The sequence below is a fragment of the Stappia sp. 28M-7 genome (assembly GCF_014252955.1).
Lineage (GTDB): Bacteria > Pseudomonadota > Alphaproteobacteria > Rhizobiales > Stappiaceae > Stappia.
In genome coordinates this window covers 3,542,499-3,562,097 of sequence record NZ_JACMIA010000001.1, presented here as the reverse complement: position 1 = coordinate 3,562,097, position 19,599 = coordinate 3,542,499, and the positions used below count along the sequence as shown (strand labels likewise).

Annotated in this window: 17 protein-coding genes, 1 tRNA gene and 1 pseudogene; 12 read left to right on the top strand and 7 right to left on the bottom strand. The window is 63.9% G+C overall.

Annotated features, from left to right (window positions below):
• Positions 1-7: 7 nt before the first annotated feature.
• Positions 8-83, top strand: a tRNA-Ile gene (locus tag H7H34_RS15940).
• A 143-nt stretch (positions 84-226) separates the two neighbouring features.
• Positions 227-946 (top strand): imm11 family protein, encoded by a 720-nt coding sequence (locus tag H7H34_RS15935; RefSeq protein ID WP_185925759.1) that lies wholly within the window; start codon positions 227-229, stop codon positions 944-946.
• On the opposite strand, the gene H7H34_RS15930 is transcribed toward H7H34_RS15935, so the two are convergent.
• Positions 943-1,152: a hypothetical protein gene (locus H7H34_RS15930; RefSeq protein ID WP_185925758.1), complete on the bottom strand. Its 210-nt coding sequence runs from the start codon at positions 1,150-1,152 to the stop codon at positions 943-945. The genes H7H34_RS15935 and H7H34_RS15930 overlap by 4 nt on opposite strands.
• Before the next feature lie 7 nt (positions 1,153-1,159).
• On the opposite strand from H7H34_RS15930, the pseudogene H7H34_RS15925 reads away from it, so the two are divergent.
• Positions 1,160-1,321, top strand: a pseudogene (locus H7H34_RS15925) (IS3 family transposase); the annotation flags it as partial.
• 47 nt (positions 1,322-1,368) lie between these two features.
• Here the strand turns inward: H7H34_RS15925 and H7H34_RS23635 are convergent.
• Both H7H34_RS23635 and H7H34_RS15920 read right to left on the bottom strand, forming a co-directional pair.
• Positions 1,369-1,500, bottom strand: a complete 132-nt coding sequence (locus H7H34_RS23635) for a hypothetical protein (protein ID WP_256431550.1) — start codon at positions 1,498-1,500, stop codon at positions 1,369-1,371.
• 132 nt (positions 1,501-1,632) lie between these two features.
• Entirely contained in the window at positions 1,633-2,541 is a 909-nt protein-coding gene (locus tag H7H34_RS15920) for a LysR substrate-binding domain-containing protein (RefSeq protein ID WP_185925757.1), read from the bottom strand.
• Positions 2,542-2,605: 64 nt separating this feature from the next.
• On the opposite strand from H7H34_RS15920, the gene H7H34_RS15915 reads away from it, so the two are divergent.
• From H7H34_RS15915 to H7H34_RS15880, 8 genes are all read left to right on the top strand, one after another.
• Positions 2,606-3,448, top strand: coding sequence for an ABC transporter ATP-binding protein (locus H7H34_RS15915; protein WP_245165101.1), 843 nt, complete (start codon positions 2,606-2,608; stop codon positions 3,446-3,448).
• A complete protein-coding gene (locus H7H34_RS15910; protein ID WP_158194542.1) occupies positions 3,448-4,149 on the top strand; it encodes an ABC transporter ATP-binding protein in 702 nt (233 codons plus the stop codon). Before H7H34_RS15915 ends, H7H34_RS15910 begins: the two co-directional genes overlap by 1 nt.
• A 67-nt stretch (positions 4,150-4,216) precedes the next feature.
• On the top strand, positions 4,217-5,437 hold the full coding sequence (locus H7H34_RS15905; RefSeq protein ID WP_185925756.1) for an ABC transporter substrate-binding protein: 1,221 nt from the start codon (positions 4,217-4,219) through the stop codon (positions 5,435-5,437).
• A gap of 4 nt (positions 5,438-5,441) precedes the next feature.
• Positions 5,442-6,302, top strand: coding sequence for a branched-chain amino acid ABC transporter permease (locus H7H34_RS15900; protein WP_185925755.1), 861 nt, complete (start codon positions 5,442-5,444; stop codon positions 6,300-6,302).
• A complete protein-coding gene (locus H7H34_RS15895; protein ID WP_185925754.1) occupies positions 6,299-7,264 on the top strand; it encodes a branched-chain amino acid ABC transporter permease in 966 nt (321 codons plus the stop codon). The genes H7H34_RS15900 and H7H34_RS15895 overlap by 4 nt, the downstream gene beginning before the upstream one ends.
• Positions 7,261-8,424: an acyl-CoA dehydrogenase family protein gene (locus tag H7H34_RS15890; protein ID WP_185925753.1), complete on the top strand. Its 1,164-nt coding sequence runs from the start codon at positions 7,261-7,263 to the stop codon at positions 8,422-8,424. Before H7H34_RS15895 ends, H7H34_RS15890 begins: the two co-directional genes overlap by 4 nt.
• Before the next feature lie 3 nt (positions 8,425-8,427).
• Positions 8,428-9,444 (top strand): zinc-dependent alcohol dehydrogenase family protein, encoded by a 1,017-nt coding sequence (locus H7H34_RS15885; protein ID WP_185925752.1) that lies wholly within the window; start codon positions 8,428-8,430, stop codon positions 9,442-9,444.
• Between the two features lie 119 nt (positions 9,445-9,563).
• Positions 9,564-11,132, top strand: coding sequence for an acyl-CoA synthetase (locus H7H34_RS15880; RefSeq protein WP_185925751.1), 1,569 nt, complete (start codon positions 9,564-9,566; stop codon positions 11,130-11,132).
• 239 nt (positions 11,133-11,371) lie between these two features.
• Here H7H34_RS15880 and H7H34_RS15875 read toward each other — a convergent pair whose 3' ends face one another.
• The 4 genes from H7H34_RS15875 to H7H34_RS15860 form a co-directional block, all read right to left on the bottom strand.
• Complete coding sequence (locus H7H34_RS15875) at positions 11,372-11,590, bottom strand: DDE-type integrase/transposase/recombinase (protein WP_185925750.1); 219 nt, start codon at positions 11,588-11,590, stop codon at positions 11,372-11,374.
• 539 nt (positions 11,591-12,129) lie between these two features.
• Positions 12,130-14,091, bottom strand: a complete 1,962-nt coding sequence (locus H7H34_RS15870; protein ID WP_185925749.1) for a PAS domain S-box protein — start codon at positions 14,089-14,091, stop codon at positions 12,130-12,132.
• Between the two features lie 113 nt (positions 14,092-14,204).
• Complete coding sequence (locus tag H7H34_RS15865) at positions 14,205-14,903, bottom strand: response regulator (RefSeq protein WP_185925748.1); 699 nt, start codon at positions 14,901-14,903, stop codon at positions 14,205-14,207.
• Complete coding sequence (locus H7H34_RS15860) at positions 14,900-17,047, bottom strand: sensor histidine kinase (protein WP_185925747.1); 2,148 nt, start codon at positions 17,045-17,047, stop codon at positions 14,900-14,902. Before H7H34_RS15860 ends, H7H34_RS15865 begins: the two co-directional genes overlap by 4 nt.
• 146 nt (positions 17,048-17,193) lie before the next feature.
• Here H7H34_RS15860 and H7H34_RS15855 point away from each other — a divergent pair, with 146 nt between their 5' ends.
• On the top strand, positions 17,194-19,509 hold the full coding sequence (locus H7H34_RS15855) for an autotransporter domain-containing protein (RefSeq protein ID WP_185925746.1): 2,316 nt from the start codon (positions 17,194-17,196) through the stop codon (positions 19,507-19,509).
• Positions 19,510-19,599 lie beyond the last annotated feature (90 nt).

The following is a 19,599-nucleotide window of genomic DNA, read 5'->3' as shown; positions in this document are numbered from 1 at the left end:
TGTCGATGGGCCTGTAGCTCAATGGTTAGAGCCGTCCGCTCATAACGGATTGGTTGCAGGTTCGAGTCCTGCCGGGCCCACCATCTTTTCGCTCACGCAAAACCCGCTTCGCTCGCTTGCTCCGCGAGGGCGGGCAGACAAGCGATGCTCGGCCTCAGTTTGCTATCGGAAACATTCACTCATGAAAAAGGGTGTGGTCTTTTGAAAGGCGGAGAGGGGCAACTCGATGGCATGGCTGCTTGAGTTGGTCTACCAAGCTTGGTCGACTCCTCAATTCAAATTCGACGACGAGGAGAAGTTTGGCAACCGAGGCGATAAGGCTTTTGGGCTCAGCTTGGGGTTTTGGGTTGATCCCACCAAAATCCCCGTTTCTGCTCAGCAAACGACAAAGAAGCGAGTGCCCGACGTCTTTCCGATGCCGGGATGCAACGCAGTCAGTCAACGCTTCAAGGACCTGGTCGAGCAATTTGAGCCCGGCATACACCAGTTCTTTCCGCTGAAATTGCGAAGAAAAAGCGGGTTTTCGATTGAGCAAAATTATTATGTATTTAACTGCATGACCTCCGTCGATACTGTTCTTGTAAAAGAATCTAGATTTCGATGGGGCCGGTTTGAGGAGATAGACAAGCCTTGCATAGATATAGATCGTGAAAAGGAAATTGTACTGAGCCGGATGGCAATCGAGACGCGTCATTTATGGAAAGGTCTCTATCTGCAACCGATTGGTAGCGGGGTCTTCTGTTCCGACGCGTTCGAGAAAGCGTTGAAAAAGGAAAAAATTCGCTTCCTTAAGCAAACCTACTGCAGGGAGATCGACGTCCCCTGGCTTCCCGAGGAAAACATCCTGCCGGCTCTGGATTGGGAGGCGGAAAAGGGAGAGCTGTGGGGATACCGCCCGAAGTTGCGCGCTCAAACACTCGCATCGCGTGGAAAGCTCGAGCTTTAGAAAAGGCGGCTTTTCCGCTGGTCGCGCGGCATCTCGTAGATCGCGTGGGAGAGATGCGTGCTCGGCTTGAGCGCGGCCAACAGCGTTTCGAATTCGCCCTCGATGATCTCCTTGCGTACCGACTTTCGGTGATCGGGGCAATCGCGCGTATCGCAAAGATAGTAGTCGTAATGCTTCGTGCGGCCCTTCGACCAGCAGGCGGTCATCGGCTGGCTCCTCAAGCGCGAGCGGATACGGCGCAGGACCTGCTGAACACGCGAGGAGGCGAGGCGGGGGCTGCTCGACTATATCGAGATGTTCTACAGCCCAAAGCGCAAAAACGTCAGGAACGGGATGCTTCCACCCGTAGAGTTTGAACCGCAGCAGGAAATGTAACCCAAGGGCATCCGCGAAAGTCGGTGCTATTCATTATAACGCCGAGATCATTCATCGGCGCGGTTCAGGCGACCGGGGCGAAAGCCTTGCCGGTGCGCGGTGCCCACGGTCACGATCTGGCGCGACCTGAAGATGGGGCTGCCGAAGCCGTTGTCGGGGACCAGACGGTCCCCGACCATGCAGGTGATCGCCTCCTGTCAGGCGAGCTCGGGGCAGGATTTCATCGGCCAGGTGGGGCGCCGGCCGCTGCGCAGCGACGCCGGCTATTGTGCCGGCGTTGCACCGGGCGTGGTGTGGATCGGCCGACAGGCCTACCCCTTGGTCTCCTGCAACAGCCAGGACCGGAATTTCCGGGCCGGCCCGGACAGGGCGAAATTCTCCGGCTGGACCAGATAATAGCGGCACTGCGTTGGATAGGTGCGGCCCAGCGGGTTGACCAGGGTTCCGGCGGCCAGTTCATCCTGCACGAAGCTCTTGACCATCAGCGAGACGCCGACGCCGTTGAGGGTAGAACTGAGCTGAAAACTCCGGTCCTCGAGCAGCATCCGGTTCCGGGGATCGGGCGGGAAGCCGAGCACCTCCCCGAACCATTCGCCCCACAGGTCGTGATCGTTGACATGCAGCAGCCGGCAATGGGCAAGGTCCGCCTCCGTTCTGATACAGGTTCGCTCCAGATAGACGGGGCTACAGACAACGACGAGGTCGTCGGCAAAAATCTCCTGCGCGGTAAAACCCGGCCATCTGCCGAGGCCCCATTGCACGCCCATGTCCGCATTCAGGGTGCCGCGCGGCAGCTCGGTGTAGTTGTTGCCATGGTGAACGAAGCTCAGCTGGACATCGGAATGAGCCTCCCAGAAATGGGCAATGCGCGGGGCCAGCCAGCGGCTGGCGAACATCGGAACCATGGCCACACAGACCTCGCGTCCATTGCGCAGGCTGGCGATGTTCTTGAGCCCTGCGCGGATCTCGGCAAATCCCTTGCCGACATGGCTGGCGAGCAGGCTGCCGAACGCCGTCGGCTCCAGCCCGTCGAAGCGTCTGTCGAACAGCGGCACGCCGAGGTCATCCTCTAATTTCTTGATATGATAGCTGACCGCGCTTTGGCTGGTCGTCAGGGCCCGCGCTGCCGCACTGACGCTCTTCAGCTCCGAAACGGCGAAGAAAATCTGAAGAGAATTCAGGTTTCTGATCTGATCCAAGTGTCGGCTTCCGTTCTGCAATTCTGAATTGAGGCGTCGCGCTTTGCCGTCAGGCTATCGAATTTTTGGATAGTTTGACAGTTTTTTGAAATTCCGCGCCGGAGGGAGGCTGACTAAGGTGCCGATGGATGGAGGCCTGCGTGGAGGAGACGCAGGCAGGGAGGATGCGGTGGACCTTGCACTAGACGTTCGCGATCTCGGAAAGACGTTTGGCGGCGTGAAGGCGCTCGACGGCCTGTCCTTCGGCATCGCCCGGGGAGAGGTGATGGGACTGATCGGGCCCAATGGCAGCGGCAAGTCGACCACGGTGAACACACTGGCCGGGGTCTTTCCCGCGACCTCGGGCGAAATCCGCTTGCGTGGCAAGCCGGTGCACCATCTGCCGGAATATGCCCGGGTGCAGGCCGGCCTGACGCGGACCTTCCAGACGGCCAGTGTCTTTCCCGAATTCACGGTTCGCGAGCAGGTTCTGCTGGGCGCGGAGCCGGCGAGGACCAGGCGCGGCGTCTGGTCGATGCTCCGCTCCGGGGCGCGCATGGAACCGGAATTGTGGGGCCGGCTGGACGAGATCCTGCAACTGACCGGGCTTGCCGATCTCGCCGATACCCGGATCGCGGAAGTCTCTGCCGCTGATCAGAGATTCCTGATGATCGCCACGGCGCTGGCCGCCGACCCAGCGGTCATTCTACTGGATGAACCGGCGGCCGGCATGGTTTCGCATGAGCGGGACCGGTTGAGCCATCTCATTCTTGCGCTCGGGGCACGCGGGCACGCGGTGCTGGTGATCGAGCATCACATGTCCCTGATCATGAAAGTGTGCGACCGCATCACCGTGCTCAATTTCGGAGAGAAGATCGCCGAAGGGTCGCCACGGGAAATCCGGTCCGATCAAAGGGTCGTCGACGCCTATCTCGGGGAGGCCGCGTGATGCTGGAGGTCAGCGGACTGAAGGCTGGCTATGGCCAGATCGAGGTGCTGCACGGCATCGACTTTCACGTCAACCAGGGGGAATGCGTTGCGCTGATCGGTGCCAATGGCGCGGGAAAGAGCACGGCGCTGAAAACCGTTTGCGGTCTGGTAAAGCCGCGCGGCGGAACGGTCCGGTTCCAGGGCCGCGACATCACCGGAGCGAGCGGTCACGAGATCGTGCGGGCGGGCATCACCATGTGTCCGGAGGGGCGTCAGGTCTTTCCTGAAATGACGGTGCTCCAGAATCTGAAGCTGGGGGCCTACACCCGCCGCGACGCGGAGCAGGCCGACGATCTCGATGAAATGATGCAGATGTTTCCGATCCTGCGGAAACGGGCGCGGCAGGCCGCGGGCACCCTGTCGGGCGGCGAGCAGGAGATGCTGGCGATTGCCCGTGCCCTGATGGCGCGACCGAAAGTGTGCATCTTCGATGAGCCGTCGCTCGGACTGGCTCCGAAAATCGTCGCGGAAGTGGCCGAGACCATCGCCCGGATCAAGGCGAGGGGCATGACCATCCTGCTTGTCGAACAGAATTCGCTGATGGCGCTGAAGCTGGCGGACCGCGCTTACCTCTTCGAGGTCGGCAAGGTGGTTCTGGAGGGAACCGGCGAGGCGTTGCAGCAAAACCCGGACGTCGCCCGCGCCTATCTCGGCGATTGAGCGGAGCGCGGGAGACCGAAACCGTCCGGCGGAACCGGGCGTGAACAACAACACTAGGGAGGAACTCATGAAACGCAGATCCACGATCGGCGCGGGGCTTGCTGCTGCCGTGCTCGCAGCCTCCACGTCTCTGGCCGGCGCGGCGGAAAAGGACCTGGTGGTCGGTGTCAGCGATGCGCTGACCGGGCCCGCCGCCGTTTATGGCGTGCCTCAGGCACGGGCGGTGGAACTGGCCGCGGAAGAGGTGAATGCAGCCGGCGGCATCCGCCTCGGCGAGGATACCTACAAGATCACGGTCCTGTCCTATGACGACAAGGCCAATCCGACCGAGGCCTCGAACAGCGTGCGCAAGCTCATCGACCGGGATGGCGCGCGGTTCCTGCTGGGCTTCTGCTGTTCCGGGGCAACCGGCGCGGTGGCCTCCTTCATCCAGAATGAAGATGCGGTGATGCTGGTCGGCAATGCCGCCGAACGCTCGATCACCACGCGCGGGATAGACAATCTGGTGCGTACCCGCCCGCCCGCCGACTACACGGGGGCGGCAGCCGGAACCTTCGTCGCCTCGAAGGGCCACAAGCGGGTTGCTGTGATCGGGGCCCTCGAAACCTCGTTCTACGCCATGTATGTCGACGCTTTCGAGCGCGAGTTCGTCAAAGGCGGCGGTGAGATTGTCACGCGCGAGGCTTTTGGCCTGAAAGATCGCGACATGAGCCCGCAACTGACCAAGATCCGGGCGCTGGAGCCGGATGCGTTGCTGGTAGTCGGGTATGTCGAGCCAGCGGCCTTCGTCTACCGGCAGTCGGTGGAACTGGGGCTCGATGTGCCGCGCTACGGCTTTACCAGCGGCAGCGAGGAACAGTTCCTGCGCGTCGCCTCCTCCGAGCAGATGGAAGGCGTGTGGGACCTGCGGCCGACCGAACTGACCCTGCAGTCGACGGGCGAAACCGGTCGCGCCTACCACGAGAATTTCACGGCACGTTTTGGTGTCCAGCCCTCGCCAAGCTCGCCCTATGCCTATGACCAACTCTATGCGCTGCGCGATGCGATCCTGAAGGCCGGGACGGTCGAGGATGCCGCGGCCGTGGCCAAGGCCCTGCGGGACCTGCCGGTGCCGAAGGAGGCGGTGATGCAATACATCCCCATCGACGGACGCATGTTCGATGGCAACGGACAGGCCTACACCACCAACGGCGCGTTCCAGTGGCAGGACGGTGCATGGGTGTTCGTGCAGGAGTTGCCTTCGGTTGCCGAGGACTATTCCCGCTTCCTCAGCTCCATCGACGGTTGAGACCATGCTGGAGCTTGTTCAGCAGATCACGAATGGCGTGGCGATCGGCAGTGTCTATGTGCTGATCGCCCTCGGCCTGACCACGGTGTTCGGCATCCTCGGCATCGCGCATTTCGCACACGGGTCGGTGTCGATGTTCGGCGGGTATCTGGTCTATGTGCTCGTGGCTTCCCAGGGCGTTTCGCTCTGGCTTGCCATTCCGGTCGCGTTGGTCGTGGGCATGGGGGTGGGCGGGCTCATTGAGTTTCTTGCCTACCGCCCGGTCAGAAACGCCAATCACATCAATGCTTTCATCATCGCGCTCGGGCTGACCATGATGGTCGAAGGGATCAATCTCCAGCTTTTCGGGGCCGATCAGGTGGTGATCCCGACCGGCTTCGACCGGGTGTTCGAGATCGCGGGGGTGACCATCCCCGAAACGCGGCTCTACGTCATCCTGGCTGCGACGGTGCTGGTCATCGCCATGACCGCCTTCGTGGAGGGAACCAAGACCGGCCAGGCGATCCGGGCGGTGGCGCAGAACCGCGATGCGGCGATCCTGATGGGCGTGAATGTCCGCAGCATCCCGCTGATCGTTTTCGCGATGTCCACCATGCTCGGCGTTGCGGCGGGCGTCATGGTCGGCTCCCTCTTCGCCATCGCGCCGGGTGTCGGCGAGGCGATGGTCGTGAAGGGCTTTGCCGTGCTGATCCTGGGGGGGCTCGGCTCTATTCCCGGAGCAATCATCGGCGGCCTCGTGCTGGGCGTCACAGAGGCGCTTGCGGCCGGCTTTCTGTCCTCAGCTTACAAGGACGTCATTGCCTTCGTCGTGATGATTGTCGTCCTGTTGTTCCGCCCGCAAGGTCTGCTCGGAGGCGCGAAATGACGCTCACCAGGAAAAACGGGTTGCTTTATCTGGTAATTCTGGCCGGACTGATCGTCCTCCCTTCCTTCATTTCGACTAAATACTACATCCACCTCTCGGTCCTTGCGCTGATCTGGGTAATTGTTGCGCAGGGGCAGAACCTGATTCAGGGCTTCACCGGCTATGTGTCGATTGCCCAGGCCGGGTTCATGGGGATCGGGGCCTATGGAACGGCCCTTCTGGGGCTGAACTTCGGCCTTCCGGTCTGGTTGACGATCCTGTCTGCGCCGCTGATCACGGCTCTTTTCGCGCTCGTCGCGGGGTATCCGAGCCTGCGTGTGAAGGGGCATTATTTCGCCATCGTCACGCTGGCCTTCAATATGGTCATTTTCATCGTCTTGCTGAATCTGACCGATCTGACCAATGGCGAGGCTGGCCTTATGGGGATTCCCAAGCCCGGCGCCGGCAAGGACGGGGTGATCAATTTCGCCGACCGCACGACCTATTATTATTTTGTTCTGATCGCAGCGACGGGCGTGACCGCGCTGACTGCCCTGATCGTCAATTCCCGGCTGGGCCGGGTCCTGGTCGCGATCCGTCAGAACGAAACACTGGTCGGAGCCGCCGGGCTGGCTGCCTGGAAGTACAAGCTCTTTGCCTTTGTCGTCAGCGCCATGTTTGCCGGTTTTGCCGGGGCGCTCTATGCCCACTACCAGAGCTTCATCAATCCCGAGATCTTCACCATCGCACAATCCATGGATGCGGTTCTTGCCGTGATCCTGGGGGGGAGCGGGACGATCACGGGGCCGATCATCGGTGCCTTCGCAATCGTCTTTCTGCCGGAATATCTGCGGTTCGCCGACAGCTTCCGTCTGGTGATCTATGGCCTGATTCTCATCCTGGCGACGATCTTCATGCCGCGCGGGATCGTCGGGTTGGCCAGCGATGCGCTTGGCCTCCTGAAGAAGAGGCGTGCGCGATGACCGGTCTCGACTGGGAGTGCGACCGGGGGTTCCTGGATCAGGTGCGCGCCTTCGCCGCCGGGGAACTGGCGGAACAGGCGGCGGCGGGACCGCTCGACGCAGCAGTGAATGCGCAGCTTCTGCGACGGGCTGCCGATCTGGGGCTGACCGGTATCGAAGTGGCCCGGTCAGTCGGCGGGCTTGGATTGGGCTTTCGTGAAAAGGCCAAGGCCTGCGAGATCCTGGCAGGCGTCGATTTCGGCTTTGCGTTGTCGCTGGTCAATACGCACAACGTGGCGGCCAGGTTGGCTGTCACGGCCCCGGCCGAGCTGGCGGCGCGTCTCCTGCCGGACCTTCTGGCAGGACGGCACCATGCCTGCACCGCGCTGACCGAGCCTCATGCCGGATCGGACTTCTTTGCGATTTCCACGATGGCGCAGCGTACCGAGGACGGCTGGTGCCTCCACGGCGAGAAGGCGTGGATCGCCAATGGAGCGGTCGCGGGCCTGTCGATTGTCTACGCCCAGACCCGAATGGTCGGCGAGCGGGATGGGATCGCAGCCTTCCTCGTGAGACTTGACGATCCGGCGGTGAGCCGCACGGCTTGTTCGGTCGATGCCTTTGTGCCGGCGCCTACAGGCGGTTTCACGCTGGACGCCTATCGGGTGCCCGAGGGTGAGATGCTGTTGCCGCCGGGTGGGGCATTCCGGGCAATCCTGAACGAGATAAACGGCGCGCGTGCCTATGTGGCGGCCATGTGCTGCGGGATGTTGGCTGCCGCGCTGGAGAGTGCGCACGGCTTCGGTCGCGAACGCAGGAGTTTCGGTCAACCGTTGCAAGCCCATCAGCATTGGCGCTTGCGGATGGCAGAGGGCGAGGTTGCGCTTGCCGCGGCGCGGGCTCTGACTGCGGCGGCGGTAGAGGCCGTCGCCCAAGAGGCAGCGTCGGCCCAGCTTCTGGCAGCCCAGGCGAAAATCGCCGCAACGCACGCGTTGGGGCGCTGGATGCCGGAGCTTCTCCATGCGCTGGGAGCGGCGGGACTGTCGGGACAAACGCCGATGAAGGCGCATCTGGCCGCGACCCAGGTGGTGGGGCTGGTGGATGGCTCGACCGAGATGCTGCTGGAGCGGGTGGCGGCGCTGACCGGGCGCCGGAAAACCGAGCTTTTTCGGGAGGGATGAACCTTGCGTGTATTTGAAATCAGGGATGACTGGGGGCTGGACAATCTGCGTCCGGGCCAGCGCGAAGTGCCGCGAGCCGGGCGGGGGCAGGTGCTGCTGAAGATGCGCCGTGCTGCGTTGAATGCCCGCGATCTGATCGTGCCGGAGCGTGGATACGGCCGAGCTACGGGCGAGTTGCCGCTAATCCCGCTGTCCGATGGCGTGGGAGAGGTGGTGGAGGTCGGTGCCGACGTAACCCGCGTGGCGCTGGGCGACCGTGTCTGTCCGACTTTCTTCCAGAACTGGGTGGCCGGGTCTCCTTCGGCAGCAGCCTTCGCATCGGCGTTGGGTGGGCCTCTGGATGGCGTGATGGCCGAATATGTGTGCCTGTCGGAAGAGGGGGTGGTGAAAGTACCAAAGTATCTGGACGATGCGGAAGCCGCGAGCCTGCCGTGTGCGGCACTGACCGCCTGGAGTGCGGTGTCCGGAGAAGCCCGGCTGCGCCCCGGCGATCACGTGCTCCTTCAGGGTACCGGCGGGGTGGCGCTCTTCGCATTGCAGTTCGCCAAGCTGCACGGTGCGACCGTGACGGTGCTGTCCTCCAGCGACGAGAAACTGGCGCGTGTTGCCGAGATGGGCGCGGACCATCTCGTCAATTACCGGGAGCACGCCGACTGGGCCCGCGCGACCCGGGCGCTGGTGGCCGAGCGGGGCGGGTATGATGCAATCGTGGAACTGGGCGGAGCTCAGACACTGGGCCAATCGCTCAGGGCGATCCGACCCGGCGGTACGATTGCGATGATCGGTGTTTTGAGTGGTCTGGACCTGAGCATGTCGCTGGGTCCGATCGTTACCCGGCAGATCCGCCTTCAGGGGGTGACAGTAGGCCATCGCGACGACTTCGAGGCCATGTTGAGAGCGATGGCAGCGCATCAGGTGCGTCCGCTCGTCGGCAGCTCCTTCCCCTTCGAGGGATTGAAGGAGGCAATGGCCCATTTCGCGCAGGCCGATCGCTTCGGCAAGACAGTCATCGAGTTCTAGAGCAATTCCATGAAAAGTCGGCGCGCTCCAGGTCCGGCCGCCGAGCGGCCTCCGTCTATCGAGAAAGATCCCAGCCGGGTGTGACCGGCCGACGGGCTCCAGCCAGCGAAAGCACGAACATGTTGTACATCGATCAGGTTGCCAGGCGCGACCCGGACCGGCTCGCCTATGTCATGGCGGACACGGGAGAGACCGTTACCTTCGCAGAACTCGACCGGCGGTCCAACCAGGGGGCGCATCTTCTGCGCGCGCAGGGTCTTGTCGTCGGCGACCACATTCTCATCCTGATGGAGAATCGCCGCGAGTTTCTGGAAACCTGTTTCGCTGCCGATCGGTCGGGGCTCTACTACACGACGGCCAGCACCCAGCTTTCCGCAGACGAAGTGCTCTACATCGCGCGCGATTGCGGCGCGAAGCTGGTGATCACCTCCGGGCGATTTGCCGAGGTCGCCAGCATGCTGCGTGCCCAGCTGCCGCCGGAGGTCCCGATCTATATGGTGGGTGAGCCCTGCGTGGGCGCAGCCTGCTGGGACGATATGTGCCGGGACATGCCCACGCATGAGATTGCCGATCCGGCTCAAGGGCTCGACATGTTGTATTCGTCGGGGACCACGGGCCGACCCAAGGGCGTGAAATGGCCGCTGCCGGCGCAGCCTCCCGGCCGGATGACCTTCCTGATCGAGCTTCTGTGCGATCTGTTCGGCTATGGCGCGCAGACCCGTTACCTCAATCCGGCGCCGCTCTACCATGCCGCGCCGTTGCGACACACCATGACGACGCTGAAGCGCGGCGGATCGGCGGTCATCATGCCGAAGTTCGACGCGGAAGAAGCCCTGGCTCTCATCGAGGCGCATCGGATTACGCACAGCCAGTGGGTGCCGACGATGTTCGTGCGGATGCTGAAGCTGCCGGACGAGGTGCGCCGCCGCTACGATCTGTCTTCCCTGCAGATGGCGGTCCATGCCGCCGCTCCCTGCCCCATCGAGGTCAAGCGGCAGATGATCGACTGGTGGGGGCCGATCCTGATGGAATATTACGCGGGCACGGAGAACAATGGTTTCTGCGCTCTCGATACCGGAGAATGGCTGGCCCATCCCGGGTCGGTGGGACGTGCCAAGCTGGGCAGGCTACACATCTGCGATGACGAGGGGGAAGAACTGCCGCCCGGTTGCGAAGGCGAGGTCTACTTCGCCAACGGCGTTCCCTTCGAGTATCACAACGATCCGGACAAGACCCGCAAGGCACGCAATCGTCTGGGCTGGACGACGCTGGGCGATATCGGGCGGGTCGATGCAGACGGCTATCTCTACCTGACTGACCGCAAGTCCTTTGTAATCATCTCCGGCGGTGTGAACATCTATCCTCAGGAGACCGAGAACATTCTTGTCACGCACCCGGCGGTGGCCGACGCGGCAGTGTTCGGCGTGCCCAACGCCGACTTCGGAGAAGAGGTGAAAGCGGTCGTCGAACTCGTGGACGGAGCGCAGCCGTCACCGGCGCTGGCTGAAGAGTTGATCGCCTTTTGCCGGATGCGGTTGTCCCCCATCAAGTGTCCGCGAACGGTGGATTTCCGCCTCCGTCTGCCACGTGAGCCCAATGGCAAGCTGCTGAAGCGCCTGTTGCAACAGGAGTATCGGCAGGCGGCGAAATCCCCTGAGGGCGCTCCCTCCGCGCTTTCCACCGGATAGAGAAGCCTGCCGGTCTTTGTCGCCTCACAGGCGCGGTGTGTCATTGCTGTAGAGGGTGGCCTACTCCCGATCCTTTGAACGGGATCTGGCGTAATTCAAGCTACTCGTGGCACTTGCTGATCGGGGCTGAGTGAGAGCGCTGCTTGTTAGTAAAAGGTCATCCATTTCCGGCTGGTCATCTTCGTTTCCGATCCTGTCTCCCAGGCGCGCAGGTAGACGCTCTCGTATTTCGGGGTTCGTCACAGCCTCTCGCTGAAGATGTTGTCGATGAACCGCCCCTTGCCGTCCATCGAGATCTGCACACCGCTCCGGCGCAGACTGTCGGTCCAGGCGAAGGACGTGAACTGTGATCCTTGATCGGTATTCATGATCTCCGGCGGCCCGAACTTGTGGACGGCCTCGTTCAACGCGTCGAGACAGAAGTCGGCCTCCAGCGTAATCGAGATGCGCCAAGCCAAGACCTTTCGAGTGCGCAGTCCATGATCGCCAACAGGTAGAGGAACCCGCGCCACATTGGCAGACAGGTGATGTCCTAGCACCAGACTTGGTTCGGACGATCCACCCGCAGACCTGCCTGCAGATAGGGACAGGTCTTGTGTCCTTTCGCCGGCCTGCTGGTGTTGGGCCTGCGGTAGGTCGGCATGAGCCCCATCAGGCGCACCAGCCGCCGGATACGCTTCTCGTCTTTGGTGAGCGAGATGGAAAAGGGTGTGGTCTTCGGCCTGGCCCTGTCAGGGCCAGCCATACGCGTCTTCGTGGACATGTCGGCACTTCGCTCAAGGTGTCGGAGGAGATGTCGGCGGACCGGGCCGCTTTGCCCGCGACGTGTCGTTCAAGAGCGCTTCCCATTCGGCGAGTTCAGCGAACACCTAGTTTGACGTCTCGCCGAGCACGTCCACCATCTTTTCGCTCACGCGAAACCCGCTTCGCCGCGCAAAGGGAAGCGAGGCAAGAGCCCGGGCCGCGGCCTTGTGATTCTGCTTCCCCGTGCCGCGACCTAGGCTGCGAAGGTGGCCGCTTCAGTGCGGAATTCGACGCCGAGCTCCCGCCCGTTGCGGCGCACGACCGTGCCGCGCTTCACGCTCTTGTCTTCCAGTTCCACGACGACCTGATCGGGGATCGCCGAGCCATCGGCGACGTAGATCCTCGCGCCGGAGTCCGAGATGTCGCGCAGGGAGCCGCGGATCTTCTCCCCGTTGATGCCGCCGATCAGGCAATCCCGGTGGACGCGCTTGCGCTCGTCGCGGCGGCGGTTCTCCATGCCGATCACCCACTTGTCGAGGCTTTCGCACACGGAGGCGACGCTGGTGGACGCCGACTGGAGACGGACGCTGATTTCGTCGGTGGACACGCATTGCTGTTCGGTCGCATTGGTGGTCGACAGAACGAGGTCCTGCACGTCGGAGATCGAACTGCGGATGGACTTCAAGGCCTCGTCCACCGCACCTGCGACCGATTGCATTTCAGCGATTTCGGAGAAGATCCGCGTCGTTGCCTGGGAGGTCTGGTTTGCGAGCGTCTTGACCTCGTTGGCGACGACTGCAAAGCCGCGGCCGGCTTCGCCCGCCCGGGCGGCCTCGATGGTCGCGTTCAGGGACAACAGGTTGATCTGGTCCGCGACCTTGGAAATGAGCTGCACCACGCCGTCCATGGAGGCAGCGGCCAAGCGAAGTTTTTCGGTCGACCGCTCGGCAATCTCGGAACGCCCGTGCATGGCCTCGACGGCCGTGCGGGCTTTCTCCATGCCGCGGGAAATGCCCTGCGCGGACGAGTTCACATGCTGCGCGGAATGCGCCGTCTGCCCTACCGTGTTCAGTGTTTCCTCGGCTGCCTCGATGGCCGCCTGTCGCGCCGTCATGTTCTGGGTGATGTCGGTCGCGAACTTCGTCACCTTCATGATGTTTCCGGAGGCGTCGAAGATCGGATTGTAATTTGCCTGCAACCAGATCGGATTTCCCGCCTTGTTGAAGCGTTGATAGATCGCCGACAAGTGCTTGCCCCCGGCGAGGGTCTGCCAGAACTCGGCATATTGCTCGGACTGGGCATACTTTTCCTCGACAAACATGCGGTGATGCTTGCCCTTGATTTCGTCGAGGCGATAGCCGACCGCCTTCAGGAAGTTCTCGTTGGCATCCAGGATGATGCCGTCCTTGCTGAACGAGATCACCGCCTGGCTGCGGCCGATTGCTGCGATCAGGCCTTCATGTTCGGCGTTCTTGCGCTTTTCGGCCGTGATGTCGGATGCGAATTTCACCACCTTGAAAGGCCGGCCGGCCGCGTCGAGGATCGGGTTGTAGGTGGCGTGGATCCAGATCTCATCGCCGTCCCGGGTCATCCGCTTGAACTCGCCCGCCATGAAGCGCCCGGCGCCGAGTTGCTTCCAGAACGCCTTGTATTCCTGCGTTTCGCGCTCGTCGGACGCGACGAAAATCGAGTGGTGCCGGCCCTTGATTTCGTCGAGCGTGTAGCCGACCGCCTTCAGGAAATTGTCGTTGGCTTCCAGAATGGTTCCGTCGAGGTCGAAGTGAATGACGGCTTGCGAGCGGTTGATTGCCGCCAGCTGCCCCTGCGCATCCGAGCTCTTCAATTTGGCGGCCGTGATATCGGTCGCGATCTTGACGATGCGGTAGACCTCGCCCTTGCCGTCGAACACCGGGTTGTATGTCGCCTGTATCCAGACCTGAGCGCCGCTGCTGGTCACGCGCATGAATTCGTCGGACTTGAATTCCCCGCTGGCGAGCTCTTTCCAGAAGGAACGATACGCTTCGCTCGCAGCATAAGCTGCGTCCACGAACATACGGTGGTGCTTGTTTTCTATTTCGCCGAGCGAATACCCCATCAGCGAAAGGAAATTTTCGTTGGCGTCGATAATGGTTCCGTCGGGCCTGAAATGAATCATGGCCTGAGACCGACCGATAGCCTCGATCAGGTCATGATTTCTACTGGAGAAGAGCGGCATCTGGAGGGAACCCTTGTTCAGGCGAGCGGACCAAGGAATACGACCGACGCGGTTTCCGAACCTTTAACCAAAGCCAGCCCGGTTTCCCTCCCGCCCCGAGACCGGGACCGCAGCTATTCGGCCGTGCCCTCGGTTGCCCCGCTTGGCGCCTGCGTGTCGGGCGTGTCCGTCTTGCCGGGGGCAAGGCCCAGCATCGCCGCGTGCCAGGACGCTTCGGCGCGGGAGGAGATGCCGAGCTTGCGGTAGATCGACTTGATATGCGTCGCCACCGTATTGCCCGACAGGGACAGCTGCTCGGAGACGTCGACATTGCGCATGCCGCGGCCGATCAGGGCGAGGACTTCCTTCTCGCGCTCGGTCAGGCTCTCCTCGGGTTCCGCAGCCGGGCCGGTCAGCTGGAAATGCTCCATGATGCGGCGGGCGATGGCCGGCGACAGGGCGGGAATGCCGTCGGCGAGCTGCGACAGCTGACGCACGATCATGCCCGAGGGCTGTTCCTTGAGCAGGTAGCCGTTGGCCCCGGCCGACAGGGCGGCAACGATATGGACGTCGTCCGCCATGGCGGTGGTGACGACGCAGAGCGTCCTGGAATTGCGCTGGCGCAAGGCGCGCAGCACCTCGATGCCCGACCCGTCCGGCAGGCGCAGGTCGATGAGCGCGACGTCGTATTCGTGCCGGGCCGCGGCCGCCAGGCCATCCTGCAAGGTGGTCCTGGCGTCGATCTCATGCGGGCCGGGGAAGGCTTCCTGCGCGACGCCTTGCAGCCATTTGCGCGCTTCCGCCAGGTCCTCGACAATCAGGATCCGGGTCATTTCGCGTCACCTCCGCCGAGCGGGAAGCTGGCACGCACGGTCAGGCCCGGCCCCGCATCCTCCAGGGAGAGCGTGCCCTTGAGCGCCAGCAGCCGAGCCTCAAGGTTGGACAGGCCATTGCCCTTCCCCTGAACGCCCTCGGAAAGGCCGCTGCCGTCGTCGCTCGCCTGCAAATGAAGCAGGCCGTCGCTTATGTCGATCCGTACCCGCATCGCGTCGGCACCGGAATGCCGGATCGTGTTGCTGATGATCTCGCGCAGCACGGAGCGGAGGGAATAGGCGACATTGGGGGCGAGCGTCCGCTCGCCGTCCTCGCAGGTGTCCTGCCAGTCGAGCCGGATGTCGGCGGCGGCCAGGCGCTCCAGCGCCTCGACCTTGAGGTCGGCGAGCAGGTCCGAGGCCGTCTTGCCGCCCCGCGCAGCGTTGTTGACGATGTCGCGCAGGTCCGAGATCGTCTCGCGGATCAAGGTGTCCTTGCGCTCGCGCCGCTCGCTGTGGAGCGCGGAAAGCAGCTGCGCGCCCATGTTGTCGTGCATGTCGCGGGCGATGCGGACCCGCTCTTCTGCAGCGCCCTTTTCGTGCGCATCGCGGCTGGCGATGGCGTGGGCGAGCATGGCGTAGAGCTCGCCGGCAAACCGCCGGTCCTGTGGGCTGAACAGTCGCCGGCCCGAATGCGCATGCGACAGCTTGAGCGGGGCAAGGCCCGGCAGGCCGGGCAGCAGCAACGACAGGCCGTCCTCGGAGATTGCGGGCTTTTCGGGCGCAGGGGCCGAGACGGCGGACATCTGCAGCGGGGTGAAGGCGTCGCGCAGGACCTCCCGCCAGCGGCTTTCGCGGGAGGCGTCCGTGGTCAGGGCCACGTCGATGATCCGGGTGAACAGCTCCTCCCGGTCGATCTCCCGCCGCTTGATCAGCCGCCGCGCCAGCCAGTCGCGGAACGGCAGATAGAGGAGCGCCACGCCGAGCAGCGACACGGCGAAGGCCTCGGGGCGGTCGATCGCAACGAAGGAGATCAGCAGGGCATCGAAGACCACCAGCAGCAGAACCGCGCCGAAATAGGAAAGGACGGAGAAGGCCCAGCCTTCCAGTTCGAACAGACGGTAGCGGGCAACGCCGGCGGCAACGCCCAGAAACAGCATGCCGAACAGGATGAACGCATAGCCTTGCGAGATGGTCGGCTGCATCCCGAACAGGTTCGGCATCAGCACGACGGTGACGAAGGTGCCCGCGCACAGGCCGACCGACAGGGCGAACCAGCGGATCGCCGCGCGCGCGGCCGGATCGTCGCGGCTGGCCCGGTACTGGAGCAGCGCGCCGAGCAGGATGCCGGCCATGAGGGTCACGGTGGGCAGGTGGTGGCCTTCGGCCGGACCCGGAAACCCGATCCAGATCGTGTCCAGTGCCCAGATCGCGCCGTAGACGGCCGGCAGCAGCCAGAGCAGGGAAGCGGGGACGAGGCGGCGCGGATAGGACAGGAAGAGCGCCACCATGGCGACGCCGAATGCCAGCGCGCCGAAATGATTGGTGGCCGACAGCACACGGAAGAGCCCGCCCGGCATGGCGATCTCGCGCGAGGAATAGACCGCGGCGGGAAAGGCGGAGACGAGGATGGCAAGCCCGGCCAGCGCCAAGAGGGCGGCCGAAAGCTCGTTGCGGCGCAGGCTCCAGACCCAGGCGCCGACGATCACGCTGACGAGACCGGTGACAAGCTGCACCCAGACGGTCGGCGGAAGGCTGGACAGCGGCCGGCCGGCTATCGGTGTCACCTCGACCTGCAGTCCCGATGGCCCGCCGGTCTCGAGTATCACGCTGCCGCCTGCGAGAGCGGCATGGAGGGCGCCTTGCCGGTCGAAGAACCGCTCCAGCGCGGCGTAGCTTTCCGCAACATCGGGCTCCTCGACCAGATCGCCCGCCTCGATCGGGATGCCGCCGACCGCCGCAAGCGGAACGCCGGCGGGCAGGGCGGTTGCGGGACCGCCGGGCGCGACCGTGGCGACCCGCACGAGGCCGGACTGCGCGTCGGCCGAAAGCCCCACGCCGAGCCAGGGCTGGTTCAGCACCGTGACCAGCACGAGGGTTGCGGCGATCAGTCCGGCTGTCGCCGTGACGGCCAGCACCGTGAAGGGGGTCAGTCTCTTGAGCACCTGGTTTGCGTCTCCGCGCAAAGACGTATCAGGCGAGGCGAGCACGTGTCGCTCACCTGTTCAGGTGATGCCGTGCCGTCGCCTGTTCCACTAGGTTGTCGGGAATTTCTTCAATGGAATGGCGTGAGTGAGAGGGTACGTTGTCAATGAGGGTTGAGAAATACAAGGGACTTTTTCAGTCGACTGCACTGGCGTCCCTGTCGCTTCTGGCAGCGTATCCGCTTTCCGCACAGGAAGTTGCCGATATCAATCTGCTGAGCCCCGCGCATGTGATCCGCCTGTTCTACGGCGACCCGGACGAGCCCGGCTACAGCCCCGGATTGACCGACCCGGCCCGCATCGGCGGCATGACGGCCGATGGCGGCACCTTCGTCGGCACGGTGTATCGCAGCTACGGAAACAGCATCACCAGCGGTTTCGTCTGGACCGGCCAGGACGGCGTGAGGCCGGTCGGCGATCCGTCGGTCGCCCGGCCGCTGAACGGGAGCCAGAATTACAACGCCAACGGCATTTCCGCCGATGGCGGCGTCATCGTCGGCCGGGCGGCGCCCGGCGTGTCCGGCGGCGAGTTCGGCCTGCGCGCCTATCGCTGGACGTCTGCAGGCGGCTTCCAGCCGCTCGGTTCGCTGGAGGGCAACACCAACCCGTTCTCCGAGGCGACGGCCGTTTCCGGCGACGGCAATGTCGTCGTCGGATATGTCGGCGCAACCGGCGGCGAGGCCTTCCGCTGGACCGAAAGCGGCGGCATGCAGAGCCTCGGCTGGCTCGACGGCCGCGATACGTACGGCAATGACCAGGCGACGGCAACCTCCTATGACGGCTCGGTGATCGTCGGCTCGGCTCTGTCGAGCGACGACCGGTTCCGGGCGTTCCGCTGGACCGAGGGGACGGGTATGGTGGCCCTGCCGACGCTGACCGACAGCACGGCGCGCTCCAACATCTCCGGCGCGACCGGCGTTTCCTGGGACGGGCGGGTGATCGTCGGCCACTCCGTAGAGGGATATGCGGCGCAGGCGGTCCGCTGGGTCGATGGCGAGATTTTCTCGCTGGGCGGCCTGGACGGCGCGTCCAGCGTCCTGTCCTGGGCGCAGGCGGTCTCCGGCAACGGTGAGGTCATCGTCGGCAATATCTCCAGCGGCAGCACCGGCCATGGCTTCCGTTGGACCGAAGGCGACGGGATGTTGACCGTCGAGGACTGGCTGCGGAACAGCGGCGCGACGATCGTGAGCAGTCTCCCCAGCGAACCGAACCGGTCAGACATCACCATGACCGCCGAAGCAACCAACGAGGACGGCTCGATCGTCATCGGCCTGACGCGCGATGACGAGGTCTATATCGCCCGCGGCACCGGCACAGGTCCCACTGGCACCGGCGGAACTGGCGGAACTGGCGGGACAGGCGGTACCGGCGGGACGGGCGGGACTGGTGGCACCGGTGGCACTGGTGGAACCGGCGGCACGGGTGGAACCGGCGGAACCGGCGGCACGGGCGGAACTGGCGGCGCAGGCGGTACCGGAGGAACTGGCGGCACCGGCATCATCACGTTGCAGGCGCTGGGAAGCAGCCTCGGCTCCGCCGGCGCCACCAACACCATGTCCGTCAAGTCCATGGGCGTGATCGTCAACGGCGCCGGGTCGCGTCCGCTCGACCGCCGCGCGCCGGACGGCAAGTTCACGATGTGGGCGGGCGGCGACTGGGGCCGCGACGATCATGGCAGCCGCGACGGCAGCCTCGGGCTCGGCGAGATCGGCGTCGGCTACAATTTCGGCCCGGTGCAGCTGAACGGTGTCGCCGGCTATACCGGCGCCGAGCAGACGACGGTGCTGGGCGGCTCGAGCGAGGTGCGCGCCGGCTACGTCAAGCTGGAGGCCCTTGGCCAGATCACGGGCGACGAGAACAGCGGTCTGTGGGCCGTGATGACCGGCACGGGCCTTTGGGGCAATGCCGATATCGCCCGCAACTACCTTTCCGGCGGTGTGGTCAACACGTCCACCGGCAAGACGGATGTGGAAGGCTACGGCATTCGCGGTCGTCTCCAGTGGGAAAACCTGTTTCCGCATGTGTCTCCCTATGGCGAACTCTCCTATGCCCGCACCTGCCTCGGCGCCTATACGGAGGCGGGCGGCGCCTTCCCGGCGGCGTTCAACAGCCTGTGCGATGCCAGCACCGAAGTCCGCTACGGCTTCGATGCCCGCTATCCGCTCATGGAGCAGTTCCGCCTTATCGGCACGCTGGAGGGCGTCCACCGCTTCGAGAGCAGCGGGTCGAACGTCACCGGGCAGGTGGTGGGCCTGGGGGCGTTCAACCTGGGCGCGGCCAAGTACCGGCAAGACTGGCTGCGCGCCGGTGCGGGCTTCGAGGTCGATGTGTCTGGATCGACGCTGTCGGTGATGGGCAACGCCACCACCAAGGGCGAAGGCGCCAGCGCATGGTTGGCTGCCAACTGGCGCGTGACGTTCTGATCCGCGAACTGGGCCGGGGCAAGGACGCATCCGGCTTGCCGAGGAGATATGGCGGGAAGGGGCGGGCGGGGCTGACAGAGCCTCGCCGGC

What these genes read in the sequence shown, in the direction of transcription:
- H7H34_RS23635 (WP_256431550.1), bottom strand. Translation starts at nt 1,500, where the DNA reads ATGGTCGGGGACCGTCTGGTCCCCGACAACGGCTTCGGCAGCCCCATC.
- H7H34_RS15880 (WP_185925751.1), top strand. Translation starts at nt 9,564, where the DNA reads ATGTTGTACATCGATCAGGTTGCCAGGCGCGACCCGGACCGGCTCGCC.
- H7H34_RS15930 (WP_185925758.1), bottom strand. Translation starts at nt 1,152, where the DNA reads ATGACCGCCTGCTGGTCGAAGGGCCGCACGAAGCATTACGACTACTAT.
- H7H34_RS15905 (WP_185925756.1), top strand. Translation starts at nt 4,217, where the DNA reads ATGAAACGCAGATCCACGATCGGCGCGGGGCTTGCTGCTGCCGTGCTC.
- H7H34_RS15935 (WP_185925759.1), top strand. Translation starts at nt 227, where the DNA reads ATGGCATGGCTGCTTGAGTTGGTCTACCAAGCTTGGTCGACTCCTCAA.
- H7H34_RS15900 (WP_185925755.1), top strand. Translation starts at nt 5,442, where the DNA reads ATGCTGGAGCTTGTTCAGCAGATCACGAATGGCGTGGCGATCGGCAGT.
- H7H34_RS15890 (WP_185925753.1), top strand. Translation starts at nt 7,261, where the DNA reads ATGACCGGTCTCGACTGGGAGTGCGACCGGGGGTTCCTGGATCAGGTG.
- H7H34_RS15870 (WP_185925749.1), bottom strand. Translation starts at nt 14,091, where the DNA reads ATGCCGCTCTTCTCCAGTAGAAATCATGACCTGATCGAGGCTATCGGT.
- H7H34_RS15895 (WP_185925754.1), top strand. Translation starts at nt 6,299, where the DNA reads ATGACGCTCACCAGGAAAAACGGGTTGCTTTATCTGGTAATTCTGGCC.
- H7H34_RS15855 (WP_185925746.1), top strand. Translation starts at nt 17,194, where the DNA reads ATGAGGGTTGAGAAATACAAGGGACTTTTTCAGTCGACTGCACTGGCG.
- H7H34_RS15865 (WP_185925748.1), bottom strand. Translation starts at nt 14,903, where the DNA reads ATGACCCGGATCCTGATTGTCGAGGACCTGGCGGAAGCGCGCAAATGG.
- H7H34_RS15910 (WP_158194542.1), top strand. Translation starts at nt 3,448, where the DNA reads ATGCTGGAGGTCAGCGGACTGAAGGCTGGCTATGGCCAGATCGAGGTG.